The 21,048-nt window shown below is 65.4% G+C and carries 18 protein-coding genes; 2 read left to right on the forward strand and 16 right to left on the reverse strand.

Annotated features, from left to right (window positions below; all coding sequences use genetic code 11):
* Positions 1 to 50: 50 nt before the first annotated feature.
* The 5 genes from V4T21_RS11890 to ccmI form a co-directional block, all read right to left on the reverse strand.
* Entirely contained in the window at positions 51 to 1,580 is a 1,530-nt protein-coding gene (locus tag V4T21_RS11890; protein WP_332716909.1) for a Do family serine endopeptidase, read from the reverse strand.
* A 149-nt stretch (positions 1,581 to 1,729) separates the two neighbouring features.
* Complete coding sequence (locus V4T21_RS11895; RefSeq protein WP_332716912.1) at positions 1,730 to 2,194, reverse strand: cytochrome c-type biogenesis protein; 465 nt, start codon at positions 2,192 to 2,194, stop codon at positions 1,730 to 1,732.
* Complete coding sequence (locus tag V4T21_RS11900) at positions 2,191 to 4,167, reverse strand: heme lyase CcmF/NrfE family subunit (RefSeq protein WP_332716915.1); 1,977 nt, start codon at positions 4,165 to 4,167, stop codon at positions 2,191 to 2,193. The genes V4T21_RS11895 and V4T21_RS11900 overlap by 4 nt, the downstream gene beginning before the upstream one ends.
* Before the next feature lie 5 nt (positions 4,168 to 4,172).
* Positions 4,173 to 4,616 carry a cytochrome c maturation protein CcmE gene (ccmE, locus tag V4T21_RS11905; protein WP_332716918.1) on the reverse strand — a complete coding sequence of 148 codons (444 nt, stop codon included), beginning with the start codon at positions 4,614 to 4,616 and terminating at the stop codon, positions 4,173 to 4,175.
* A gap of 2 nt (positions 4,617 to 4,618) precedes the next feature.
* The gene (ccmI, locus tag V4T21_RS11910) at positions 4,619 to 5,698 is read right to left on the reverse strand and encodes a c-type cytochrome biogenesis protein CcmI (protein WP_332716921.1); all 1,080 of its coding nucleotides are present in this window, start codon (positions 5,696 to 5,698) and stop codon (positions 4,619 to 4,621) included.
* A gap of 142 nt (positions 5,699 to 5,840) precedes the next feature.
* On the opposite strand from ccmI, the gene V4T21_RS11915 reads away from it, so the two are divergent.
* Positions 5,841 to 6,899, forward strand: a complete 1,059-nt coding sequence (locus V4T21_RS11915) for a hypothetical protein (RefSeq protein WP_332716924.1) — start codon at positions 5,841 to 5,843, stop codon at positions 6,897 to 6,899.
* The gene (locus V4T21_RS11920; RefSeq protein WP_332716927.1) at positions 6,896 to 8,869 is read left to right on the forward strand and encodes an FAD-dependent oxidoreductase; all 1,974 of its coding nucleotides are present in this window, start codon (positions 6,896 to 6,898) and stop codon (positions 8,867 to 8,869) included. Before V4T21_RS11915 ends, V4T21_RS11920 begins: the two co-directional genes overlap by 4 nt.
* Here the strand turns inward: V4T21_RS11920 and V4T21_RS11925 are convergent.
* The 11 genes from V4T21_RS11925 to V4T21_RS11975 all read right to left on the reverse strand — a co-directional run bounded on the left by V4T21_RS11925 (position 8,864) and on the right by V4T21_RS11975 (position 20,685).
* On the reverse strand, positions 8,864 to 10,102 hold the full coding sequence (locus V4T21_RS11925) for a hypothetical protein (protein WP_332716930.1): 1,239 nt from the start codon (positions 10,100 to 10,102) through the stop codon (positions 8,864 to 8,866). The genes V4T21_RS11920 and V4T21_RS11925 overlap by 6 nt on opposite strands.
* A 129-nt stretch (positions 10,103 to 10,231) precedes the next feature.
* Positions 10,232 to 10,705: a hypothetical protein gene (locus V4T21_RS11930; RefSeq protein ID WP_332716933.1), complete on the reverse strand. Its 474-nt coding sequence runs from the start codon at positions 10,703 to 10,705 to the stop codon at positions 10,232 to 10,234.
* Between the two features lie 76 nt (positions 10,706 to 10,781).
* Complete coding sequence (locus V4T21_RS11935) at positions 10,782 to 12,140, reverse strand: ATP-binding protein (RefSeq protein ID WP_332716936.1); 1,359 nt, start codon at positions 12,138 to 12,140, stop codon at positions 10,782 to 10,784.
* Positions 12,140 to 12,799: a response regulator transcription factor gene (locus tag V4T21_RS11940; protein WP_332716939.1), complete on the reverse strand. Its 660-nt coding sequence runs from the start codon at positions 12,797 to 12,799 to the stop codon at positions 12,140 to 12,142. Before V4T21_RS11940 ends, V4T21_RS11935 begins: the two co-directional genes overlap by 1 nt.
* Positions 12,800 to 12,823: 24 nt before the next feature.
* Entirely contained in the window at positions 12,824 to 13,123 is a 300-nt protein-coding gene (locus tag V4T21_RS11945; RefSeq protein WP_332716942.1) for a hypothetical protein, read from the reverse strand.
* Between the two features lie 134 nt (positions 13,124 to 13,257).
* Positions 13,258 to 14,007 (reverse strand): glycoside hydrolase family 108 protein, encoded by a 750-nt coding sequence (locus V4T21_RS11950; protein WP_332716945.1) that lies wholly within the window; start codon positions 14,005 to 14,007, stop codon positions 13,258 to 13,260.
* A gap of 28 nt (positions 14,008 to 14,035) precedes the next feature.
* Positions 14,036 to 14,980 (reverse strand): DUF2793 domain-containing protein, encoded by a 945-nt coding sequence (locus V4T21_RS11955; protein ID WP_332716948.1) that lies wholly within the window; start codon positions 14,978 to 14,980, stop codon positions 14,036 to 14,038.
* Positions 14,977 to 18,732: a baseplate multidomain protein megatron gene (locus V4T21_RS11960; RefSeq protein ID WP_332716951.1), complete on the reverse strand. Its 3,756-nt coding sequence runs from the start codon at positions 18,730 to 18,732 to the stop codon at positions 14,977 to 14,979. The genes V4T21_RS11955 and V4T21_RS11960 overlap by 4 nt, the downstream gene beginning before the upstream one ends.
* A gap of 65 nt (positions 18,733 to 18,797) precedes the next feature.
* On the reverse strand, positions 18,798 to 19,217 hold the full coding sequence (locus V4T21_RS11965) for an NlpC/P60 family protein (RefSeq protein WP_332716954.1): 420 nt from the start codon (positions 19,215 to 19,217) through the stop codon (positions 18,798 to 18,800).
* On the reverse strand, positions 19,214 to 20,092 hold the full coding sequence (locus V4T21_RS11970; RefSeq protein ID WP_332716956.1) for a phage/gene transfer agent baseplate hub protein: 879 nt from the start codon (positions 20,090 to 20,092) through the stop codon (positions 19,214 to 19,216). The genes V4T21_RS11965 and V4T21_RS11970 overlap by 4 nt, the downstream gene beginning before the upstream one ends.
* A complete protein-coding gene (locus tag V4T21_RS11975) occupies positions 20,089 to 20,685 on the reverse strand; it encodes a phage distal tail protein, Rcc01695 family (protein WP_332716959.1) in 597 nt (198 codons plus the stop codon). Before V4T21_RS11975 ends, V4T21_RS11970 begins: the two co-directional genes overlap by 4 nt.
* Positions 20,686 to 21,048 lie beyond the last annotated feature (363 nt).

The raw sequence follows: 21,048 nt of genomic DNA on the forward strand, positions 1-21,048 counted from the left end.
CGATTGGCGAAAGCCGTGGGGGCCGACCGCGTGGCCGGCCCCCAACGGTCCTATTCTTCTTGCTCTACCGCTTCGAGCGGGATGCCGATGAAGCGGACCACACCGTCGCGGGCGATGCGCAGCGAAACCGCCGACTTGCCCGCCTCGCGCGCCGCATCGAGAGCGGCGACAAGGTCTTCAGTCGTCGACACCACGCCGCCATTGGCCTGCTCGATCACATCGCCCGGCATCACACCGCGTTCGGCGGCGGGACTGTTGGGATCGACCGCCTCGACGATAAGGCCGTCGCCATCGGGGTTGGGAGCAACGGCAACGCCGATATAGGACGCAGCGGCTTCAGGTGCCGTCGGCTCTTCCTGCTCAGGCGATTCAGGCGCGCCCTCTTCGTCCTCGAGGCGTTCGAGGTTGACGGTGATATCGAGTTCCTCGCCGCTCCGGATCACGCCGAGCTCGACATCGGAGCCGGGCGAGCGCTGGGAGATGACGCGGGAAAGCTCGCGTGCGGATTCGACGCCTTCGCCGTCGACCGACACGATGACGTCGCCCGATTCGATACCCGCATTGGCGGCCGGAGCGCCCTCGATGGGCTGGGTGACCAGCGCGCCATTGGTGTTGGCCAATCCAAGTGCTTCGGCGAGATCGTCATTGAGATCCTGCAGCGAAACACCCAGGAAGCCACGGGTCACGAAGCCATTTTCCTGCAACTGCGAAATAACGCTCTGCGCAAGCTGCGCGGGAATGGCGAAGGCGATGCCCACATTGCCGCCCGAAGGCGAGAAGATCGCGGTGTTGACGCCGACGACCTTGCCTTCGGTATTGAAGGACGGCCCGCCCGAATTGCCGCGGTTGACCGCCGCGTCGATCTGCAGGAAGTCGTCGTAATAGGATGCGTTGATATCGCGGCCACGGGCCGAAACGATACCTGCCGTCACCGTACCACCAAGACCGAAGGGATTACCCACGGCGACGACCCAGTCGCCCACCCGGGCTTCATCGGTCGCAAACTCGACGAACGGCAGGTCGCTGCGTTCTTCGCGGATCTTGAGCAGCGCCAGATCGGTGCGCGGATCGGTGCCCACCACATCGGCGGCCAGTTCGGTGTCGTCCTCGAGCAGGACCGACACTTCGGTCGCATCCTGAACCACGTGATTGTTGGTCACGATGTAGCCGTCAGCGGAAATGATGAAGCCCGAACCCATGGCCTGCATGAATTCACGCGGCCTGTTGGGGCGCTCGTTGGGGGCGTTGAATGGCTCTTCGAACTGTTCGAAGAAGCGGCGCAGCGGATGGTCTTCGGGAAGATCGGGGAATTCGAACTGGAAGTTCGGGCCGCCGCGCCCCTGAATCTGCTGCATGGGCGCTTCGACGCTCACCTGCACCGAAACGACGGCAGGCGACACGGATTCGACCAGATCGGCAAAACCGCTCATGGGCGGACCGCCGACCTCGGCGCCAACCTGCTGGGCCTGGGCAGACTGGGGATAGACGAAGCCGGCGCTGAGTGTACCGGCCGCGGCAACCATCGCCAGCGCAGAGGCGGCGACCAGCTTACGGGTCGGTGTAGAAAGCAATTTGGCCATGGAAAAGTCCTCTCTCATACACACCTTGGTTTCCGGTGTTGCAGTGTATGTAGTAAGTCGCGTCTTTCCGCTCAGTTGCGCCTACATTAAAACTTCGTAATGGAGCGGGCGGAAGTGTGGCTGTGAAAGAGGCTCCTTATCGACGCCCCTCAGCTCTTGCGCAACTTTTCGAGCGCTCTGCTCTCCTCGACCGACAATCCCGCCGGCGCCGGTATGGGTTTGCGTCGCCGCACGGCCCAGATGACCAACGCGATCAGGCCTCCGACCAGCAGGATCGGCGTTGCGATCCACAAGATGATGGTATGGCCGGCAAAGACCGGGCTGAGCAGCACGAATTCCCCGTAGCGAGCCACGACGAAATCATAAACCTCGGTGTCGGTATCCCCTTCCACCAGCCGCTCGCGGACCAGAACCCGCAAATCGCGAGCCAGTTCGGCATCGGAATCATCGATGGACTGGTTCTGGCAGACGAGGCAGCGCAGATTGGCGGAAATCGAACGCGCCCTCTGCTCGAGCACTGGATCGCCCAGAACCTCATCTGGCTGGACCGCTCCCGCCGCGAGCGGCACGAGCAAAGCCCCGAACATGACCAATACCGCAAGCAGACGCTTCATTCGGCGGGCTCCATTGTCCGCTTCTTCGCCCCTGCGGGCGCTCCGATACGCATGCGGCGATCGCTCAGCGACAGGAACCCGGCGCCCGCCATGATGATCGTGCCCAGCCAGATGAGCAGCACATAGGGCTTGTGCCAGAGCCGCACCACGCGGCCATCCTCGCCGAAGCGCTCACCGAACTGCACATACATCTGGCTGAAGCCATAGGTGCGGATGCCCGCCTCGGTGGTGGGTGTGCCGCTCACCGCGTAGAGGCGACGTTCCGAGGTCACCGGACGCTCTCCGCCCCAGGGCGAGGCAATGATGAAATTCCCCCGCTCGGCTGTGAAATTGGGCCCGCTGAGCTGCGCTTCGCCTTCATAGGTTATGGTGTAGCCGGCGATATCCATGGCTTGACCCGGGCGCATGGAGGTCACGATTTCGGTCTGGAACGCAGTGGCGCAAACGATGCCGATGACCGAGACGCCAACGCCGAAATGGGCGATCGCCGTCGACCAGGCGGTGCGCGGCAGGCCTTTGAGCCGGGCCCAGCTCTGATCGAGCTTGACCCGCCCTATCGCCGCGCGATCGGCAAGTTCGGCGATGGCCCCGACCATCACCCATATGCCGATGCCGAGCCCGATGGGGGCAAGCGAAACCGGGAAGCCCATGAAGCCGAAGACCAGAAGCGTCAGCACCAGCGTCGTGATGATCGCGAAGATCAGCCGTTGGCCGACGGCGGCGAGATCGCCGCGCTTCCACGCAAGGAACGGTCCTACCGGTATCAACAGCAGCAAGGGCACCATCAACGCCCCAAAGGTCAGGTCGAAGAAGGGAGCACCCACAGTGATGCGCTGGCCGGTGAGCGATTCCAGCACCAGCGGATAGAGCGTGCCGATCAGCACGCCTGCCGCTGCCGCCGAAAGAAACAGATTGTTGAGGATCAACGCGCCTTCACGGCTGATCGGGGCAAAGAGCCCACCCTGGCGCAGCGCGGAAGCGCGCAGCGCAAAGAGCGCGAACGCCCCGCCGATGAACAGGCCGAGAATGGTGAGAATGACCATGCCGCGCGTGGGATCGGAGGCAAAGGAGTGGACCGAGGTCAGAATGCCCGAGCGCACGAGGAAGGTGCCGAGCAGGCTGAGCGAAAAGGTGATGATGGCCAGAAAGATCGTCCAGATCTTGAGCGCGTTGCGCTTTTCCATGACGATAGCGGAATGGAGCAACGCCGTGCCCGACAGCCAGGGCATGAAGCTGGCATTTTCCACCGGGTCCCAGAACCACCAGCCGCCCCAACCCAGTTCGTAATAGGCCCAATACGAGCCCATGGCGATGCCAAGGGTCAGGAAGGCCCAGCTCGCCAGCGTCCAGGGCCGCACCCAGCGCGCCCAGGCCGCATCGATCCGGCCCGAGACCAGGGCGGCGATGGCGAAGGAAAAGCAGATCGAGAAGCCCACATAGCCCAGATAGAGCAGCGGGGGATGGATCGCGAGCCCGAGATCCTGGAGCACGGGGTTGAGTTCGGTGCCGTCGAACGGAGCTGGATCGGCGCGCTGGAACGGGTTGGATGTAAACAGCACGAAGCCGGAAAACGCCGCGACCATCAACCCCTGGTTGGACAGCACGAGGGTCTTGAGGTCATTGGGCAAATTGCGCCCGAACGCGGCCACCGCCGCCCCGAACAGCACGAGGATAAGCACGAAGAGCAGCATCGAGCCCTCGTGGTTCCCCCACACGCTGGTGATCTTGTACAGCATGGGCTGGAGCGAATGCGAATGAGCCACGGCAAGCTGCAGCGAAAAATCGGAAGCAGCGAAGGCCTGGATCAGCGCCGCAAAAGCCAGCCCGACCAGCGCGAACTGCAAAATTGCGGCTTGCGACACGAACCGCTGGGCCAATTCTCCCCCGCGCCAGAAGGTGAACCCGATGCCCGCTTGCGCTATGGCGAGGACGAAGGCGAGGATAAGCGCGAAATGTCCCAGCTCGATCGTCATGCCGATTATCCTTCCTCGCCCTGCCATACGCCCTGCTCGCGCAGGGAGTCGGCCACTTCGCGGGGCATGTAGGTTTCGTCGTGCTTGGCCAGCACATTGGTCGCAAGAAACGTTCCGTCGGGCTGCAGGCTTCCCTCGGCCACCACCCCCTGCCCCTCGCGGAACAGATCGGGCAGAATGCCGGTATAGTGAGCCGTCATCTGGCCGGCGCCGTCATGGACGACGAAGGTATTGTCCTCGCCCTGCTGCTGCCAGCTCCCTTCGAGCACCAGCCCGCCGAGCCTGATCGGGGTGCCCGGAGACAGGCCCGCCTCGGTGATTTCGGTGGGAGAATAAAAGAACACGATCTGGTCGCGCAGCGCGGTCAGGATCAATCCTGCCGCCAGTGCGAGCACCAGCCCCAGGCCGGCGATGATGCCGAGGCGCTTCTGTTTGCGTGTCCAGGCCATTTCTACTCCGTCAATCCAATCTCGCGCCCGAAATCCTCGAGCGCAACCCGGTCCTGTCCCGAAAGTTCGTCGAGGGCGCGGTCGAGGTCTTCGCGCGCGGCGTCCTCGCCATCGAGTTCGATCCGCGAGCGGACGAGCTGCATCCACTCGTCGGCCGAGCCGCCCTCACTATAGAGCCGCGCCGCCAATCCATCCACCATTCCGCGAATCATCACGTCCATGGTTGCATCGGGCTCGCTGTCGCCCAGCGTCCGGCCGGTCAGCCCGGCCTGGGCGGTCGCCAGTCCGGTACGCGCGGTATCGACCCAGGCTTCTTCGCCCGTCGCGAGCGCCAGCAGCTCCTCCCAAAGCGAAACGGCTTCCTCGTATTCACCGGTGCCCGTCAGTACGCCCGCCAGATAGAACCGCGAACGCACATGGACCGGATCGGCAGCCACCGCACGGCGCAGCAACTCGAGCGCTTCGTCTGTCGGCTGGCCATTATTGGCCATGATCAGCGCTTCCGCCAGACTCGATTCGCGGTCGGCGGTCGGGGTTTCGAGGGCGAGAATTCGCCGCCAGGCATTGGCGGCTTCGGCGAAGCGCCCCTGCTCCATATAGATGGGCGCCAGCACCAGCCAGCCGCGCACATCGTTGGGCGTCTGGACCATCTGCGCTTCGACAGTGGCGATTGCCGTTTCGAGATCGATCTGGGCCTCGGCCGGCAGATCGCGCCCGTCCAGCGGTGCCGCGGGCAGGTCGGAGCGTCCCAGCCAGGCATAGAGCCCAAGGCTCACCACCGCGACCACAGGCAGTGCGACCATGACGATGGATCGGCCACTGCCCAGTTTGCTGGGCTGCGGGTTGTCCTTTTCGAAGCGGATGACCTCCCGCGCCAATTCGGCCCGCGCCGCCGTCGCCTCGCCTTCCGACAGGCGGCCGGCGGCGAGATCAACTTCGATTCCATCGAGCTGGTCGCGGAAAAAGGCACGCGAAGCCTCCTTGCCCTCGGCCAGCGGCTTTGCCCGGCCAAGGCCACGCATGCTTGACGCCAGCACGCCGACGATGACGGCCACCAGCAATATCGCGAAAATCCAGAACAAGTGCGAGGCTAACCCTTGAAAACCAATGAGATACCGTTTCTATAGGCCAAACCCGCGCGGATATAGTCCGGAATTGGCGCGCTTTTGTGCCGCACCCCGGCTTGATGACCGCGCGGCAGGTTGAGAGGCCGGCCCGACACATATGACCGAGCAATCGAAAACCATTGCCGTGGTCGGCGCCTCGCCGTTTGCCTGGCTTCTAGCAGGCCTTTTGGCCGCTGACCACTCACGAGCAATTGTGCTGCTCAGCCCCGCGCTCAATCCGCACAGCCTGCAATCGATGCCCTCATTGTCGCTGGCGCCGGTGACCCGCCCCGAACTCTGGTCGCTGCTGCGTGCCAACACCCGGCCGACTGTCCGGCGACTGGCTCGCCTTGCGCCCGGCATCGCCGAACGGATCGATTTGCGCCTTTCGGCCCAGTCGGCGGATGCCGCAATCGCGCTCAACCACATGTATCGCACGGCCGAAGGCTTCCGCTTCCCCGTCGATCCACCCGTCCGGTCCGGTTCAGCCACCGCACTGACGCTGCGCGACGTTCGGCTGTTCAATCCCACGCCACTTCGTTCCGTTGCGGGTCGATGGCTGGCGTCGTCCAACGTCGCCGTGCTCAATTCGGTCGGCGCCCTCAAGCTCAAGCGCGACGGCAGCGCGACGTTCGGGGCGACCGCGATCGATCAGGTCGTCCTCGCCGATGACGGCGCGATCCTCGACTGGCTCGATCCCGAGGAGATCGCCCATTTCGCACGGGTCGAGACATGGGTGGGCATCGAAACGGCGCCCCAGCGCCACGCGCGCCACCGCGCCGGGATAGACCTCGATACCGGCGCGATCTTCGCCCAATCGGGCGACGGCATCGTCCGTGCAACCGCCCGCGACGACGATGCGCGCGGGCTCGACCGCATCGCCTCCGCCTTCCATTCCGATCCCGCCCCGCGCCTCGCGGCGTTGACGCACTTTTCGCGCCTTCTGTCCCATGACGGCGCTCCGGCGATCGGCCCCACGCGGCGTGGCCGCCTGTTCGTCGTAGCAGGGCTGGGCGTTCTCGATGTCGTACTCGCCCCCCTCCTCGCCGCCATCATTTCGGAATCCGCAAGCGGGGTGGAAACCGAATGGGCGGCGGCGCACGGTGCCGAGAGGCGTCAACCGCGCCGGGAGATCGCCGAGTTCGTCGCCGGACACGTACCGGGGCACGCGGCATGAGCAATCCCGCACGGCTCGTCGGCGAGCTTCCGCCCGAATTTTCCCGCCCCGCGATCGACCGGTCGCGTCCCCTCCGTTTCCGGATCAACGGACTTAGGGTTTCGGGGTTTGAGGGCGACTCGGTGCTGTCCGCGCTTCTGGCAAGCGGGTTCCGCTCCGCCGGAGCGTTTGCCTCCCACCCCATTGCGCTCGACGAGCATACGGCGCCCGCTATCGTTCTTTCCGGCAATGAGGGACGCCCCGACCTCGCCATGCCCATGGCGCTGTGTCCTGCGGTCGATGGCGCGTCCTTTGTAACGCTTGGTCCCGGACCGAACGCGCCCGCGTCCCTGCTCAGCCGCCTTCTCCTGAAACGACACGATTCTCTCGGCCTTCTCTACCGGTCCGGTTCGTCAGAGCCGGGCGGCTGGATCGATATGCCTGCGTCGCGTCGTATCACCGCCGATGTCGCTGTCGTGGGAGGCGGCGTGGCTGGCCTCTCTGCTGCCCTCGCCGCCGCACAGCGCGGCCTGCGGGTCTGCCTCGTGGAAAAGGAAGCAACGCTCGGCGGGCTGTCGGTCTTTTTCGGCAAAGCCGATGGCGAACCCGCGCCCGAGGACATGATCAGCGATCTGGCCGCGCGCATCGGTGCGTCCGGTCTGGTCACGCTGCTTTTGGGCACCTTGGCGTTCGATCTCGTTGACCGCCGCATCGAGGCTATCCGCGTCACAAAAAACGGATCGGTGCCGCAACCCGAGCGGATATCGATCGCCGCCGAAACAATTGTCCTCGCCACGGGCACGGTTGGCCGTATTCCGATCTTTTCCGGCAACCGTCTCCCCGAGATTGTCGAAGCCAGCTTCGCCTGGCGCATGGCCGCGCGTTACAATGTGTGGCCGGGCGACAACGCGCTGATCCACACCGCGACCAATGTGGGTTATCGCATGGCGCTACTGGGCGCGGCGAGCGGCAAGACCATCCTGCGGGCCGGCGATCCGCGCATTGATCCCCAGACCCGCTTCATCGAATTCTGCAAGGCCTATGGCTATCGCCTTGGCTGGGGCGTCGCTGTCGAAGAGGTTCAACCAACGGGAAAGGGATTGCTGGTCACCAGCGCCGACGCCGAAACCGGTGCCTTGGGCGAGACGCCCACGCTATGCGACCGCCTCATCGTTTCAGGGGGTTGGCAACCCGATCTCGACCTTTGGGTAAAGTCCAAAGGTGTCGTCGCATGGGACGCGGCAACGCAACGTCTCGTCCCGTCCGGCACGGTGAACCACGTCGTTCTCGCCGGAAGCGCCGCGGGCTATTTGAGCCTTGCCGGGTGTGTCGATCATGGACGCATCGCTTTGGAGGTCGCGCTTGGCGGCCTTGATCGCCCCGCGCCCGATCCCCGGATCGATCCCATATTCGAAACGCCCGACGGCCCCCTGACTCTTGCTAACCCGGCGCGACCCGGCAACCCGCCCGCCTTTGTCGCCGCCGGCGCCACGCGCACGCTCGAAACACGGACGGGACGCGGCTGGAGCAAATTATTGCTGGCGCAGGGCAAAGCCGGCGCCCCCTGGGGGCCGCTCACCTTGCCCGAAGTCGCGGGCGCTGTCGTTGCCGGCCAATTCAACCCCGATCATCTACCCCAGCTCTGCGCCGAGCGCTGCGTGCTGCCGCGCACTCTTGCGGCCGCCGAGCCGCCGCATCCGCCCAATCGTCACGTTCAAGACGGATTGCCGGCCTATCTCGAACACCGCTTCGCGAACGGACAGGCCGAGTGGGTTCTGGCCCTGGACCAGCAGCGGCGGTTCGATCCGGGCTGTCTGATTTTCGCCAACACCGATCATCGCTCCCCGCTCGACGCGATTGGCCTCGTTCTTTCCGGAGAAGCCGGTGCCACTAGGGCGCTGATCGCGGAAGGGCGGATGAAACAGGGCGACACAGTCTATATCCGCGACGGACAGGCGGCGCTCGGCGCCCGTCTCGACCGGCGCTTATAGCTGGGCCGTCCGCCGTCCGGCGTTGTCGCGCGCCCGGCGCAGGATATCGGCATATTCGGCATTGTAGCGGATTTCGGCCATCTTGATGCCCGCCTCCACCCGCTCGCGCACCGCCGCATCGCCGGGGTTGACCCGAAAATTGTCCAGCGCGCGCGTCACCAGAACCTCGACCGCCTGCCCGGTATCGGCCCAAGCCTGATCCAAAAGCGCGTTGACGGCCAGAGAATCGCGCGATTGGCGCACCGCCATCAGCAGATAGAGACCATTGAGCGCCGCAAGCACATGCTCGGCATCCACCCTGTCATTGCCATCGCGCGGCCGGCGCAGCGCCTGGGTGACGTTGATGGTGATTTCCTTCATCGGCCGTTCCAGCCGCTCGGAAAGCTTGGCTGTGAGGTCGGAGATGATCGTGCCCCAGGGCGAACGCCGTTCGATCTCGATCGTGTGGTTGATCGCGCGCATCAGCCGATGAAACCGCTCGATGGCCCGGCAGGCGAAATCGATATCGGAAAACAGATTGGGCTGGCTCGCCAGCCTCCCGATCTGCCCCTGGGCGTGGCTCATGATCGCTTCGACCAACGGGCCATAGCCGGCATTGACGATATGGGCTTCCGAATTTCCGCCCGCTATGGCGACCGCTGCCGCCATGGCCCGGCCGGGGTTGGCCATATGCCCCACCATGGCCTGCATCCAGAGCGCACGCGTTATGGGGTTGTTGATGGTGATCGATTGGAGCGCGGAAGCAAGCGTGGCCTCGTCGGCGATCGTCCCGACAGCCACTCCAAACCTTTCCGCCTGGATCAGCAAAGGCCGCCGGCGCATGGCCATGATCACGCTCGCCAGTCGCCTGCGCGCCTCCTCGCCCCCCATCTGCATGGTGTTGCGGCGTTCAAGGTCGCGGTCGCCCTTTTCGGCATCCGCATTGGCCTTGAGTTTGGCCAGCAAGTCGGGAAGCAACAGGTCGAACGTTTCGAGAGGGTCACCGCCATCCGCAACGATCTCCCCCAGCCGCTCGGCCTCGGACTGTGCGATATCGCGCGCGATCCACGTCCATATCCCGATCGCTGCATCCCGTTCTATTGAACCGGCAAAGGCATGATAGGCCGGCGGCTCGGCGAGCACACCCGACAGGACGCCGAGAAACGCATCGCGCGCGGCGTCGGCCCGACGCTGCCCCGTCGCGGAACCACGCAACTGCGTCTTGTCGCCAGGGATTTTGTCGGCAAGGGGCATGAAATCAACCGGCTAGTGCAAGGGATTAAGTCCCGACCCTATCGCGGGTCGGTAAAAAAACCTTTGTCCCACACAAAAAAGGGCGCCGCTTCCAGCGACGCCCCGTTTTTTCCGGATATGTGGCTGGCTTTACGCCGTCACGCCCCAGGCGCCATCAACCTCGCGGCACGCGGTGCCAGAGCGGGTATAGGTCTGCCCATTGAGCGTCACCCGATGCGAGAACTCGCGGCAGTCGAGATTGTTGACGCGAACATAGGGCCCCACCGACACCTGCCCGGAAGCGCCACCCGAGGACCAGCTCCGCGGAGCCCCGGGACGGCCGAACTGCAGGGCGTAGAACTGGGCGTCGTTGGCCGCGCTACGCTGGGCCGAGCTGAGCTGGCCGAGCACCGAGCCGTCGATATAGTCGTAGCTGCCCGGATCGAGCCGTGCCTGCTGAATGGGGGCGCTGTCGGTCGGCTGTACCACATCGGGTAAGGGGTTGGTCAGCACTGTCGGCTGGGGCATGGCAGTCTGGCCGGGCGTCTGGAAATTCGTCGTCCGGCTACAGCCGGCCACCACCAGCGCCAGCGAAACAAGTGCAATCGCCCTCAACATTTTCATTTCGCAATACCCTTTCAAAAACGGACGTATTCGGTCCTTGTTAGCTCTCTTATTGCCCATTAGGGCCAAATTGCGGTTAGGTGCGTGCTGGCCGCGCCGCCGGTAGCCGCAGGGTTGCATTCAGCCCCCCCATCGCCGACCGACCCAACGTCAAATCTCCGCCGTAGATGTCTACCAGTTCCTTGACGATATCGAGTCCCAGCCCGCTTCCCGGTGTTTTTTCGTCCAGCCTGACACCCCGGCGCAACACTTGCGCCGCCTGTGCGTCCGTCAGGCCCGGTCCATTATCTTCAACGACAATCGTGACGCTCCGGTTCCGCGCTTCCCCGGTTTCGCGCGCCGAAAGCCGCACCTCCGAATGCGTCCATTTGCAGGCGTTGTCGAGCAGATTGCCCGCCATTTCCTCCAGATCGCCCTCGTCCCCCCGAAACCACGGCACCGACGCGGGGATATCGACGGCAATGTCGCATCGGTCGTGGAGCTTGGCCATGACGCGTCCGAGACGTTCGAGCACCGCGCGGGTGTCGGCGCGCTTGCCCACCACGCTGGACCGCGCCGCCAGCCGCGCCTTGTCGAGATAGGTCGCCACGATGCGGCTCATATTATCGGTTTCGTGCAGCACCGATTTGGCCAGCGCCGTCTCGCCGCCGTCGGCTTCGTTGCGCAGCACCGCCAGGGGCGTTTTCAGCCCATGGGCAAGATTGCCCACCTGGGCCCGCGCCCGTTCGATGATCTGGGTATTGGATCGCAGCAATTCGTTGAGCTCTTCGGCCAGTGGCGCGATCTCCTGGGGATACGCCCCCTCGACTGTCGGCTTGTCGCCCTCGCGCACCGCCTCGATCGCCTCGCGCAGCCGTTCGATGGGCCGCAGGGCAAAGCGCGCGATCATGCCGCTCATGGCCGCGAGGATGATCCCCACTACCGCCAGCACTATGATCGCCTGTCCCCGGAAGGCATCGACCCTGCCTTCCACGTCGGAATAATTCCCCGTGACGGTGATCACGAACCGCCCCATGTCGTCGAGCGTGATCCAGCGCTCGACCGAGCGCAGCGTCTGCCCGTAATCGTCGGCGATCAGCCCCGAACGCGTGCCCCGAGGGCTGAACGCGTCCGTCAGTTCGGGCAGCACGGTCCCAACCATGGATGGAGAAAAATTGACCAGCGCCCCGGCCTCGTCGCGCACCTGCCAATACCAGCCCGAGGTGGGCCGCGAAAAACGCGTATCGGCCAGCTCGATGTCGCTCGAAGCCGGCGAATTGGCCTGCAGCGTCTGCCCGACCAACGATGAAATCTGGAAATCGAGGCTTTCGTTGAGGTCCCTGTCGAGCGCCTGGGAATAGAGCTCGGTCAAGAGCAGCGCCGTCGCCACCAGCGCGACGATCAGCCAGCCGGCCGAAAGCCAGAACAGCCGGAAGGCTATCGAGCCCTTTTTCATCAATCCGCCAGAATCTGGTATCCGAGACCCCGGATGGTCTGGATCAAATCGTCGGGCAGTTTCTTGCGCAGGCGACCCACGAACACTTCGATCGTATTGGAATCGCGATCGAAATCCTGATCGTAGAGGTGTTCGGTCAGCTCCGTGCGCGAAATCACCTTGCCCCGATGCATCATCAAATAGGCGAGCAGGCGGAATTCATGGCTGGTGAGCTTGATCGCCTGCCCTTCAACGGTCACCCGCCCCGCCTTGGTGTCGAGCCTCACCGGACCCGCGGTGATTTCATTGGATGCATGTCCGGCCGCCCGGCGCACCAACGCGCGCAGCCGCGCCAGCACCTCTTCCATGTGGAAGGGCTTGGCCACATAGTCGTCGGCGCCCGCGTCGATCCCCTGCACCTTGTCGCTCCAGCGGTCGCGCGCGGTGAGCAGCAGCACCGGCATCATCCTGTTTTCCCGCCGCCAGGCTTCAAGCACCGAAATACCATCCATGCGCGGCAGGCCGATATCGAGTACCACGGCGTCATAGGGCTCGGTCTCCCCGAGAAAATGCCCCTCTTCGCCATCGGTCGCGCTGTCGACAACATAACCGGCATCGGTCAGCGCCTGGCAAATCTGCCTGTTGAGATTTTCGTCGTCCTCGACAACAAGGATACGCATGTTCGCCGCCCGCCCTTTAACCGATTACCGCGCGCTTACCGTGAGATTGCGTGCCTGGCCATTGGCCTCGAGCACGGCCAGCACATAGACCGGCGACCCGCCCTGCTCGCACACCTTGACGCTGAGCACTTCCGTGGAAGGGTCGATCCCCTCGCGCGAGAGCACCGCCGCCACCGGCTGGATACGCCCTTCGGCGAGCGCCGCTTGGATGGCCGAATTGTCCCAGCACGCCTCCTGCGCCCCCACAGGCATCGCGCCGAGCGGAAACAGAAGGCCAAGAGCCAGGACCAGCGATGCGAGTCGGGAGAAAACGGTGCTTTTCATGGCGCCAGTTTTACAGGCCGATTGCTGAACTGCAAATGAATGGTGTCAAAGCGTAGAAATTCCGTCGAAGGGGTGGATGAGAAGCGCGCCGAGTCTCCGCCACATCGAAGCTGGAAACTCGGCACGCCGAACCGTTAGGCCTTTCCCAAATCCCCCTTCAGCCCGCGCCGCAGGAAGATCACCGCGAACGCTTCCATGATCATCTGCGGCCCCGAATAATCGCCGAAGGCCGGCACTTCGATCCCGAGCGCCTGCGCGACGCCGACGGCCAGCATGAGCAGGCCGACGATATAGGTCTTGTATCCATCGAGAAAAACCATGTCATTGACTCCATCTGTTGATTGATAAGGAAGTTGAAGCGCGATATCGGCCAGCGCCGTCGCGCGGATATCGGCGACCCGGCTCGTCCAGCCGCGCCCGAACTGCGCCCAATGGGCCAGCCGCTGGAGAAGCCCCATCCGCTGGTCGCAGATCGCCTCGATCAGCGCCCTCGGATCGCGCTTTGCCACGGCGGCGAGCGTCACCGGGCCGACAAATCCGTCCGCGACCACCCCCACCAGCGCCTGCAGCGTCTTGACCGCCCGCTCCGGTCCGGAATTGACTGCATAGTCGAACACCGCCAGATCGACGCCGGCCGGCAGCGCTCCCGCCTTGCACCGATCCCAGTAAAGCGCCTTGTAGATCGAGGACGCCTCGCTCCGCGTCAGCGCCGCGACCTCCGATTTGGGCAAATCCCACCACGGATCGATCCCGCGCCATCGGGCCAGCGTCTTGTGGGTGATGCCCATGTTTGTGGCTCCACCGGGGTCCGAGGGATGGTCGGCGTAGCCGCCCTCGTGTTTCAAAATCTGCGCAAGGCAATGGGCCCAGCGTGAAGCCGGCATGGCGTTTCCTCCTCGTGATCCGAATAACTCAGCCGTTGTTGGAAAAGGACAATTCGATCCAGTCGGCCCCGCGCCGCACCAGCAATAGGCTGTCCTCGAAATTGTCGAGCACGCGGTTGCCCCCAAGCTTGAGGTTGCCCACCCCGTCCCTGAAGGTGAGAGTTCGCCCCGCCGTGCCGATGACGATCAGCATCGCCCCGTCGAACCCGCCCGAAATCATATCGATTTCGTCGCTCGTCCCGCTTTGGGGCAAGGGCACCACATATCCCGTCTCCGCCGCCAGCACGCCCCCCGCGACAGCGGGAAAGCTCACCGCGCAACCGGCGAAACTGCCGAACGTCACGAATCCCGTGCTCGCACCCAGCGTCATGCCGGTGGTGAAGGTCGCGCCATCGCCGCTCACCTTGAAGGCGAAATCGTCATTGCCCGAGAGCCCGATTTCGGCCCGTCCCGACCACCCGGACTGAAAGATCAGCGTGGCGCTGTTGGCTGCCGTTTCCTTGTTGAGGGTCAGCCGCACATCGCCATTGCCGCCTTCGCCAACAGGAACGGCGGTAAAAAGCGCCGCTTCCGAGCGCACGGCCAGCCTGTTGGTTCCGTCCGGCTCGGTCCCCACGCCCAACGCGTCGACCCCGTTCAGCAAGGGCCGCCACTCGCCCCGGCGATACACCACCGGCCGGCCCACGCCCTTTTCCCAGCCCAGCCATCCCTCGGCCGGCGCCATGAACCGCCACCCGCCTTGGGTCCAGGCCGCAAGCTCGCCATCATGGCCCTGCCACGCCCCCGTCGCCGCCGCGCCGATCCCGAAAACCGCACCCGCCTCCGGCTCCCCCGGCGGCACGGTTTCCGCCAGCCCATCGAGCCGCAATTGCACCATGGCGTCGAGCACCAGCAGCGCCTCGTTATGGGTGACGTGCTTTTGCGCCTGGTCGGGCGCGATCAGCGGCAGGCCCAGCCGCGCTGTCCCAGTCATGAAAATTCTCCCTGTGCCCTATGTCCCGGTCCCAGCACCGGACTAACTTGCTTGACGGCGAACCCGAACCCCTCTGGCAACGCCCCGAAATCGGCGATCTGATCGGCAGCGGCATAGACCGCCCTCGCCCCGCCCACGGTCATCGTCCGCACCACCGTCTCCCCGTCGAGGATCGACACCCGATATGTCTCGGGCGAGACATCGAGTGGCACGTCTCCGAAGGTCCAACCATTGCCCTCGATGCGGCTGCGCCGTATCCAGCTCAACGCCAAATCCCCGGTCTGCGCATCGCGAACCGCCCTCAGATGCACCGGCGCCAGCGGCAACGCCGCCCCGATATCCACATCGACGTTCAATTCGCTCCCTTCCGCATCGCGAAGGCCCGCATAGGCCCTCGCCGATCGCGTATCGCCCAGCGAACCTTGCGGCGCCGCCATCCGCAGGCAATGCCGGTCGAGCACCATCACCCGATTGCCGATTCCAGCCGCACCGCCACGCGTCGCATCGAGTCCGCGCAGCAGCCCCGTCAGCCGATAGGTCGAGGGCGCGACCAGTTCCGCCCGCTCGAAGCCGATCACCTCCCAGTGCCCCGCATCGGTCCGAACCGCCAGCCGGTTCGCCGAAGCCAGCACCGCGTCCCGCTCGGCGGACGCCAGATGGCCGCCGTAAAGCCGCACATACGCCGCCCCGCTCCGATCCCAGATGCCGTGAACACCGTCCGCCAACCCTTGGGTCAATTCCCCAAGCGTCCCGCGCCCCGTCAGAACGCCCAGTTCGGCGCCCGTCCCGGCCTCGCGCAAGCTCACCGCCCCCGGCCAGGGATCGGCGAAACCTGCCGCCACCAGCTCGGTCCCGCCGTCCCGCGCCGGCAGATGCGCCACCGCGATAACCGGCATGACGGCAATCGGTGGCCGGATTTGCGGCACCCGCCGCGCCGGCGCCGAAATCGTCCCGATCACCGTCTCGCCGCCCGCCGAGGCCGACAGCCGCCGCACCTCTCCATCGCGCACGGCACCAACCACGAACGGCCCATCGGTCACGCCCTCGACCGCGATCATATCCCCCGCTTCGAACGCCATCCGCGAGGGCGGCAGTGCAAACTCCACCTCGTCGCCGCCCGTGCGCATGGCCCGCAGCATCGCCTCGGCAACGCTCCGTGCATCGCCGGCGTCGAGCACCAGCCCGGTCTCGACCCCGCCATTGCGCTCGCCCCTGGGCGAGATCGCCAGCACCGAAGCTGTCTGATAATCGCGATCCCGGTCGAAATAGCTCAGCGCAAGCCGCCCGGTCATCTCCGCCGGATCGCCCCGCTTGCGCGACAGCAGCGGCCCATCGGCCACCGCCAGATCGTCGCGCGAAAGCCCCGCCACCGCGCGCCTGTCCCCGCGCTGCCACGCAATGCCGTCCTCCCGGTCCCGCACCGCCAACCCCAGCGCCTCGACCAGCCCCGCCGACGCATCGCGCAAACTCGCCACTGCCTCGACCCCCAGCCCCCGCACCAGCGGCGCCCCCGCATCGATCCGGCTGACCGTAACGCCAAATTCCTCAGCCATCGCCGCGAGCAATTCATCGGCCCCGGCCGATCCCAACCTGCCGTTCAGCCAGTGTCCCGTTTCGTAATTGATAGCGTCCGACCATACCTCCGCCATCCCCGGAAACGCCGGATAAGGCCGAGCGTCCCAGCACCAGATATAGATCCGGCTGGTATCGAGCATCCGCCTGCCATAGACCGGTGAAATCGGATTGTGCGCGCCCGCCGTCCGCCAGTAGCGATGGCTGGCCCTCAGCGCCTGCCGCTGGATCAGCGGATCGGGCGTCCCGGCCGAAAATGGCGGCCGCGCATCTTCCGAGCTCTTGGGGTCGCCGAACGCATTGGGCGCGTTCGCCCCCTTGTCCACCGCCCCGCACCCAAGCTCGGTCAACCAGATCGGCTTGGAACGGGGCACCCACGCCGTCCGCGCCGCCCTGCGCACACCCCCGATCCGGTTGTGATGCGGCTGGCTCCAGAAGCCCACGAGGTCTTTATACCGCCAGACCCAATCCTCCCCATGCGCCCCGTCGCCGATCGGAGTGCGCACCTGCGCCTCCCGATCCGCTGCCGAGGCATAGAACCAGTCATACCCCTCGCCGCCGGCAATATTGCCCTCGAGGTAATCGAGATCGTGCACGGACCCGGCCTTTGCCGCATCCAGATGCCCCTCCCCATCCCGCCAATCGGCGAGCGGCATGTAATTGTCGATCCCGATGGCGTCGATATTGGCGTCGGCCCAAAGCGGATCGAGGTGGAATATCTTGTCCCCCGGCGCGTCCTCCGGTTGCAGCCCGGAATATTCCGACCAGTCCGCCGCATAGGTGATCCTGGTCCCCGCCCCGACGATCCCGCGCACCTCCGCCGCCAAACCCCGCAGCGCATCGACGAACGGAAAGCTCTCAGCCGCCGAGCGCACCCAGCTCAGATGCCGCATCTCGGACCCGATCAGCATCGCATCGATCCCGCCCGCATCCCGCCCCAGTTCCGCGTAATGCAGGATCATCTCGCGATAGCCCTTGCCCATGAACGCGGCCACCTGCCCGGCAGCGGCGCCGGTCCCGTCCGGCGATCCGGCCATTCCCGCAGCCGGGTGGCAGGTGATCCGCCCCCGCCACGGATAGGCCGGCTGCCCCGCCGCCAGCGTGTAGGGATCGACAAGCCCGTTCCCATGCGGAATATCCATCATCACGAACGGATAGAGCGTCACCTTGAGCCCGCGTGCTTTCAGGTCCGCGATGGCCGCCCTCACCGCCCCGTCCGAAGGCGTCCCGCCATAGGCCGGCCCGCCCTGATGCGTGCTCACCACATTGGCCGCGCCCCGCGTCCGTCCCGCCACCGACCAGTCGACGCCCTCGACCTCTTTGCCGGTGCTTTCGACGCGCGGCTCCACCACGCATTCCCCGCACCGCAGATCGGTCCCGAACCAGGAAACCACCAGCCCCACATGTTCGAGGTTGGGACACAGCGCCACCAACTCATCGATCGAGATATCCCAATCCGAGCGCGCCCCGCTCAAATGGCAGTTTTCAGCCTCGCTCCGCCCCGGCCCCAGCACGCGAACCCGCGGGCGCGGATCGTAGCCGAATTCGGTGGAGCCGGGGATCACGCACACCGCGCGAACATCGCGCTCCAGATCCCCCACCGGCCGGCAGATTTCCACCGAGATATTGGGAATACGATTGCCGAACGGGGTCAAATCCAGCCGTTCGAACACAAGATAGCAGAGCCCGCGATACGCCGGCGCCGCCCCTTGCCGCGCCACGATGAACCCGTCCGGCTGCTGGTCCCGCGTCCCGCGATAAAACCGGATATCGAGCCCCTCGGTCTCCAGCAGTTTACCATCGGCCCAGATCCGCCCCAGATGCGCCACCTCGCCCTCGCACAAGGCCAGCGCGAAGCTCGCCGCGATCGCATCCTCCTCCGCCCCTCGCCCGAACCCCTTGATCCCCACGCTCTCGGCCGCGATCCGTTCGAGCTCGGTCGCCCAGATGATATTGCCCGACACCCGGCTCCAGCCATAGATGCGCGGGATCGCCCCGCCCTCGCTCGATCCGGTGAGCCGGACATCGCTGCGGACCGTCGCGGGCCGCTCGCCGAAAATCGCGCTGTCGACGGCGCTCCCCGCCAGCGCCCCCAGCGCCCGGCCAATGGTCGCCCCGACCGGCCCGCCAATGGCCCCGCCGACCATCTGGCCGGCGAATGAAAGCGCAAGTGTCGCCATGAGATTTCTTTCGATTGATTAGAATTCGGCCCGAACACGGCCCCCAACTCAGCCTGAACCAGCGCTTACGGGAACGAAAACACCCCCGCCACCCGCCGCGCCCAGCTCTCCCCCATCGCCGCCTCGACCACCCCGAGATGCTCCTGGGCATGGACGAACCGCCCCGCCCCCACCATCACCCCGCAATGGCGCGCCGGCAGGTGCCGCATCAGCCGGAACAGCACAATATTCCCCGCCTCCGCCGGCCCATCCCTGGCAATCAGATACCGCCGCGCGCCCACTTCCAGCGCATCGCCGATCCCCGGATCGCGCCAATCGGCACAATAGGCCGGCACCGGCCCCGGCTCGTCCCCATGCAGCGTCCGCCAGATTCCCCGCACCAACCCCAGGCAATCGGCCCCCGCGCCCCGCAACGCGCCCTGATGCCGATAGGGCGTCCCGATCCACCGCCGCGCCTCGGCGGCCACCGCCTCGCCCCGCGTCACGGCACGATCCTCCCGCCATCCAGCCGGTCCCCGCTTCCGGGATAGCGCAGCACGAAATCATTGCCCGGAATGTGCGGAAAACCCTGAAAGTTTACCGCATTGCCGAACTTGCCCCCGCAGGTCGCGAACTGCTTGTCACACCCGGCATAAACAGTGAGCGTATCGCCCACCTCCACCCAATCCGCCACCGGACGGCCAAAGCTCAACCGCGCCCCCTCCTGCCGCGCCACAATATCCTCGATCCCCGCCCGCTTCCCCGAAGTCCACTTCGCGACACCCTGTCCAAACCATCCCGCCGCGAACCCCTCCAGCCCGCTCAGCTCAACGCTCGCCGCATCGATCTTGTCGACCACCGTAACCTCGGCCCGATACCCCGCTTGCCCGAGGTCGACCCCGCACCGCCCATCCCCCAGCCGCGCGTCGCAGACATGCTGATAGAGCCGCCCCCTCGGCACGTTCATCGCGTGCTGTCCCGAGCGCAGCTCCGCCCGAAACACCCCATCCTCGCGCGTAATCTCCCCGATCGTATCGATCCGGATCAGCGCCCGCTCCCCCGGCTCTCTCCAGTTCACCCGCCAGCTTTCCACCCGCGCGCCGTCATACCGCCCCAGCGCGATATCATCCTCCGATATCGCCTCGGCATGGAGCACCCCGAGCACTTCGGAAGTCTGCGTCTGCGCCCCCAACCTCTGCACCGTCTCCCCGCCATCGAGCCCATGCGCGGGCCCATAATCGACCCCGCCAAAGGCGAGCTTGATGTCATGATCGGTAAAGCCGAGCACCACCCCATTGCTCCGCACGATCTTCCAGCACCAGGCGAGCGTCGTCGCCCCGCTGGCCAGATGGCCGGCAAACCCTTCCTCGAACCGTCTCATTCGCCGATCACCTCGATCACCGGAATATTGGGAATCACCGCCGCATCGAAACCGCTGAGTTCCACGTCCAGCCGGTCGGTATCGAACCGCACCGGCACGTCGAATGCGAACCCCGCCACGACCACCGCGCCACTCGCCGGCGGCGCCTCCAGCGTCACCACCCCCGTCAGCGGATCGACGTCGAACGCGGCCGTCACTCCGTCCACCTCCACCCTCACGCTCCCCACCACCGGCTTGGTGATCGGCCGCAGATACGGATCGAACCCCGCCCCATATCGCTTGGTGAGCTGAAACGCAGTCCGCTCCCCATCCCCCACCCCGATCTCCTGACCGCTCGCCTCCCAATCCAGCCCATCGCGCCACAAAAACGAATGAAATCGCCCCCGCCGCTCCTCGAAGAAGTCGAGCACGGCGCGCATGTCGTCCCGCGATTTGACCCCATACCCGGCATTATACCTCCGCCGCGCATGCGCCCACCGGCTGTTGCGCTCCTCGCGCCCCGACGCCAGCGTCACCACATCCGTCGCCCGCCCCGGCCCACCCTGCGCCCCCAGCGCAATATCGAGCGGAAACCGCACCTGATGAAATGCCATGATATCTTCCCCAACGTGTTCCCGTGATGCCCTCAAACACCAGCCCCGGTACCCTTCTCCCCTTGAGGGAGAAGGTGGATCGCCCGAAGGGCGAGACGGATGAGGGGTGCGCAGAGCTTCAACAAGCATCGCAGTGAGTTATGCAAACTCAGCGCACCCCATGGCTCTCTTTGCGTGCCCCTCGGTTTTCGCTGAAACGCTACCCCAGCTCCCCTTCTCCCCTGGTGGGAGACTTCGAGCCGTCCTTTGGCCAATCGTGCCAGTGGCACGATTGGAGGCGAGAAGGCCATGAGAGCTAGCTCGAATGGCAGGCCGGCGAAGCGGTCGGATGAGGGGGCGCTGAGCTTCAACAAGTACAAACGC

Source organism: Pelagibacterium mangrovi, from assembly GCF_036662815.1.
GTDB lineage: Bacteria > Pseudomonadota > Alphaproteobacteria > Rhizobiales > Devosiaceae > Pelagibacterium > Pelagibacterium mangrovi.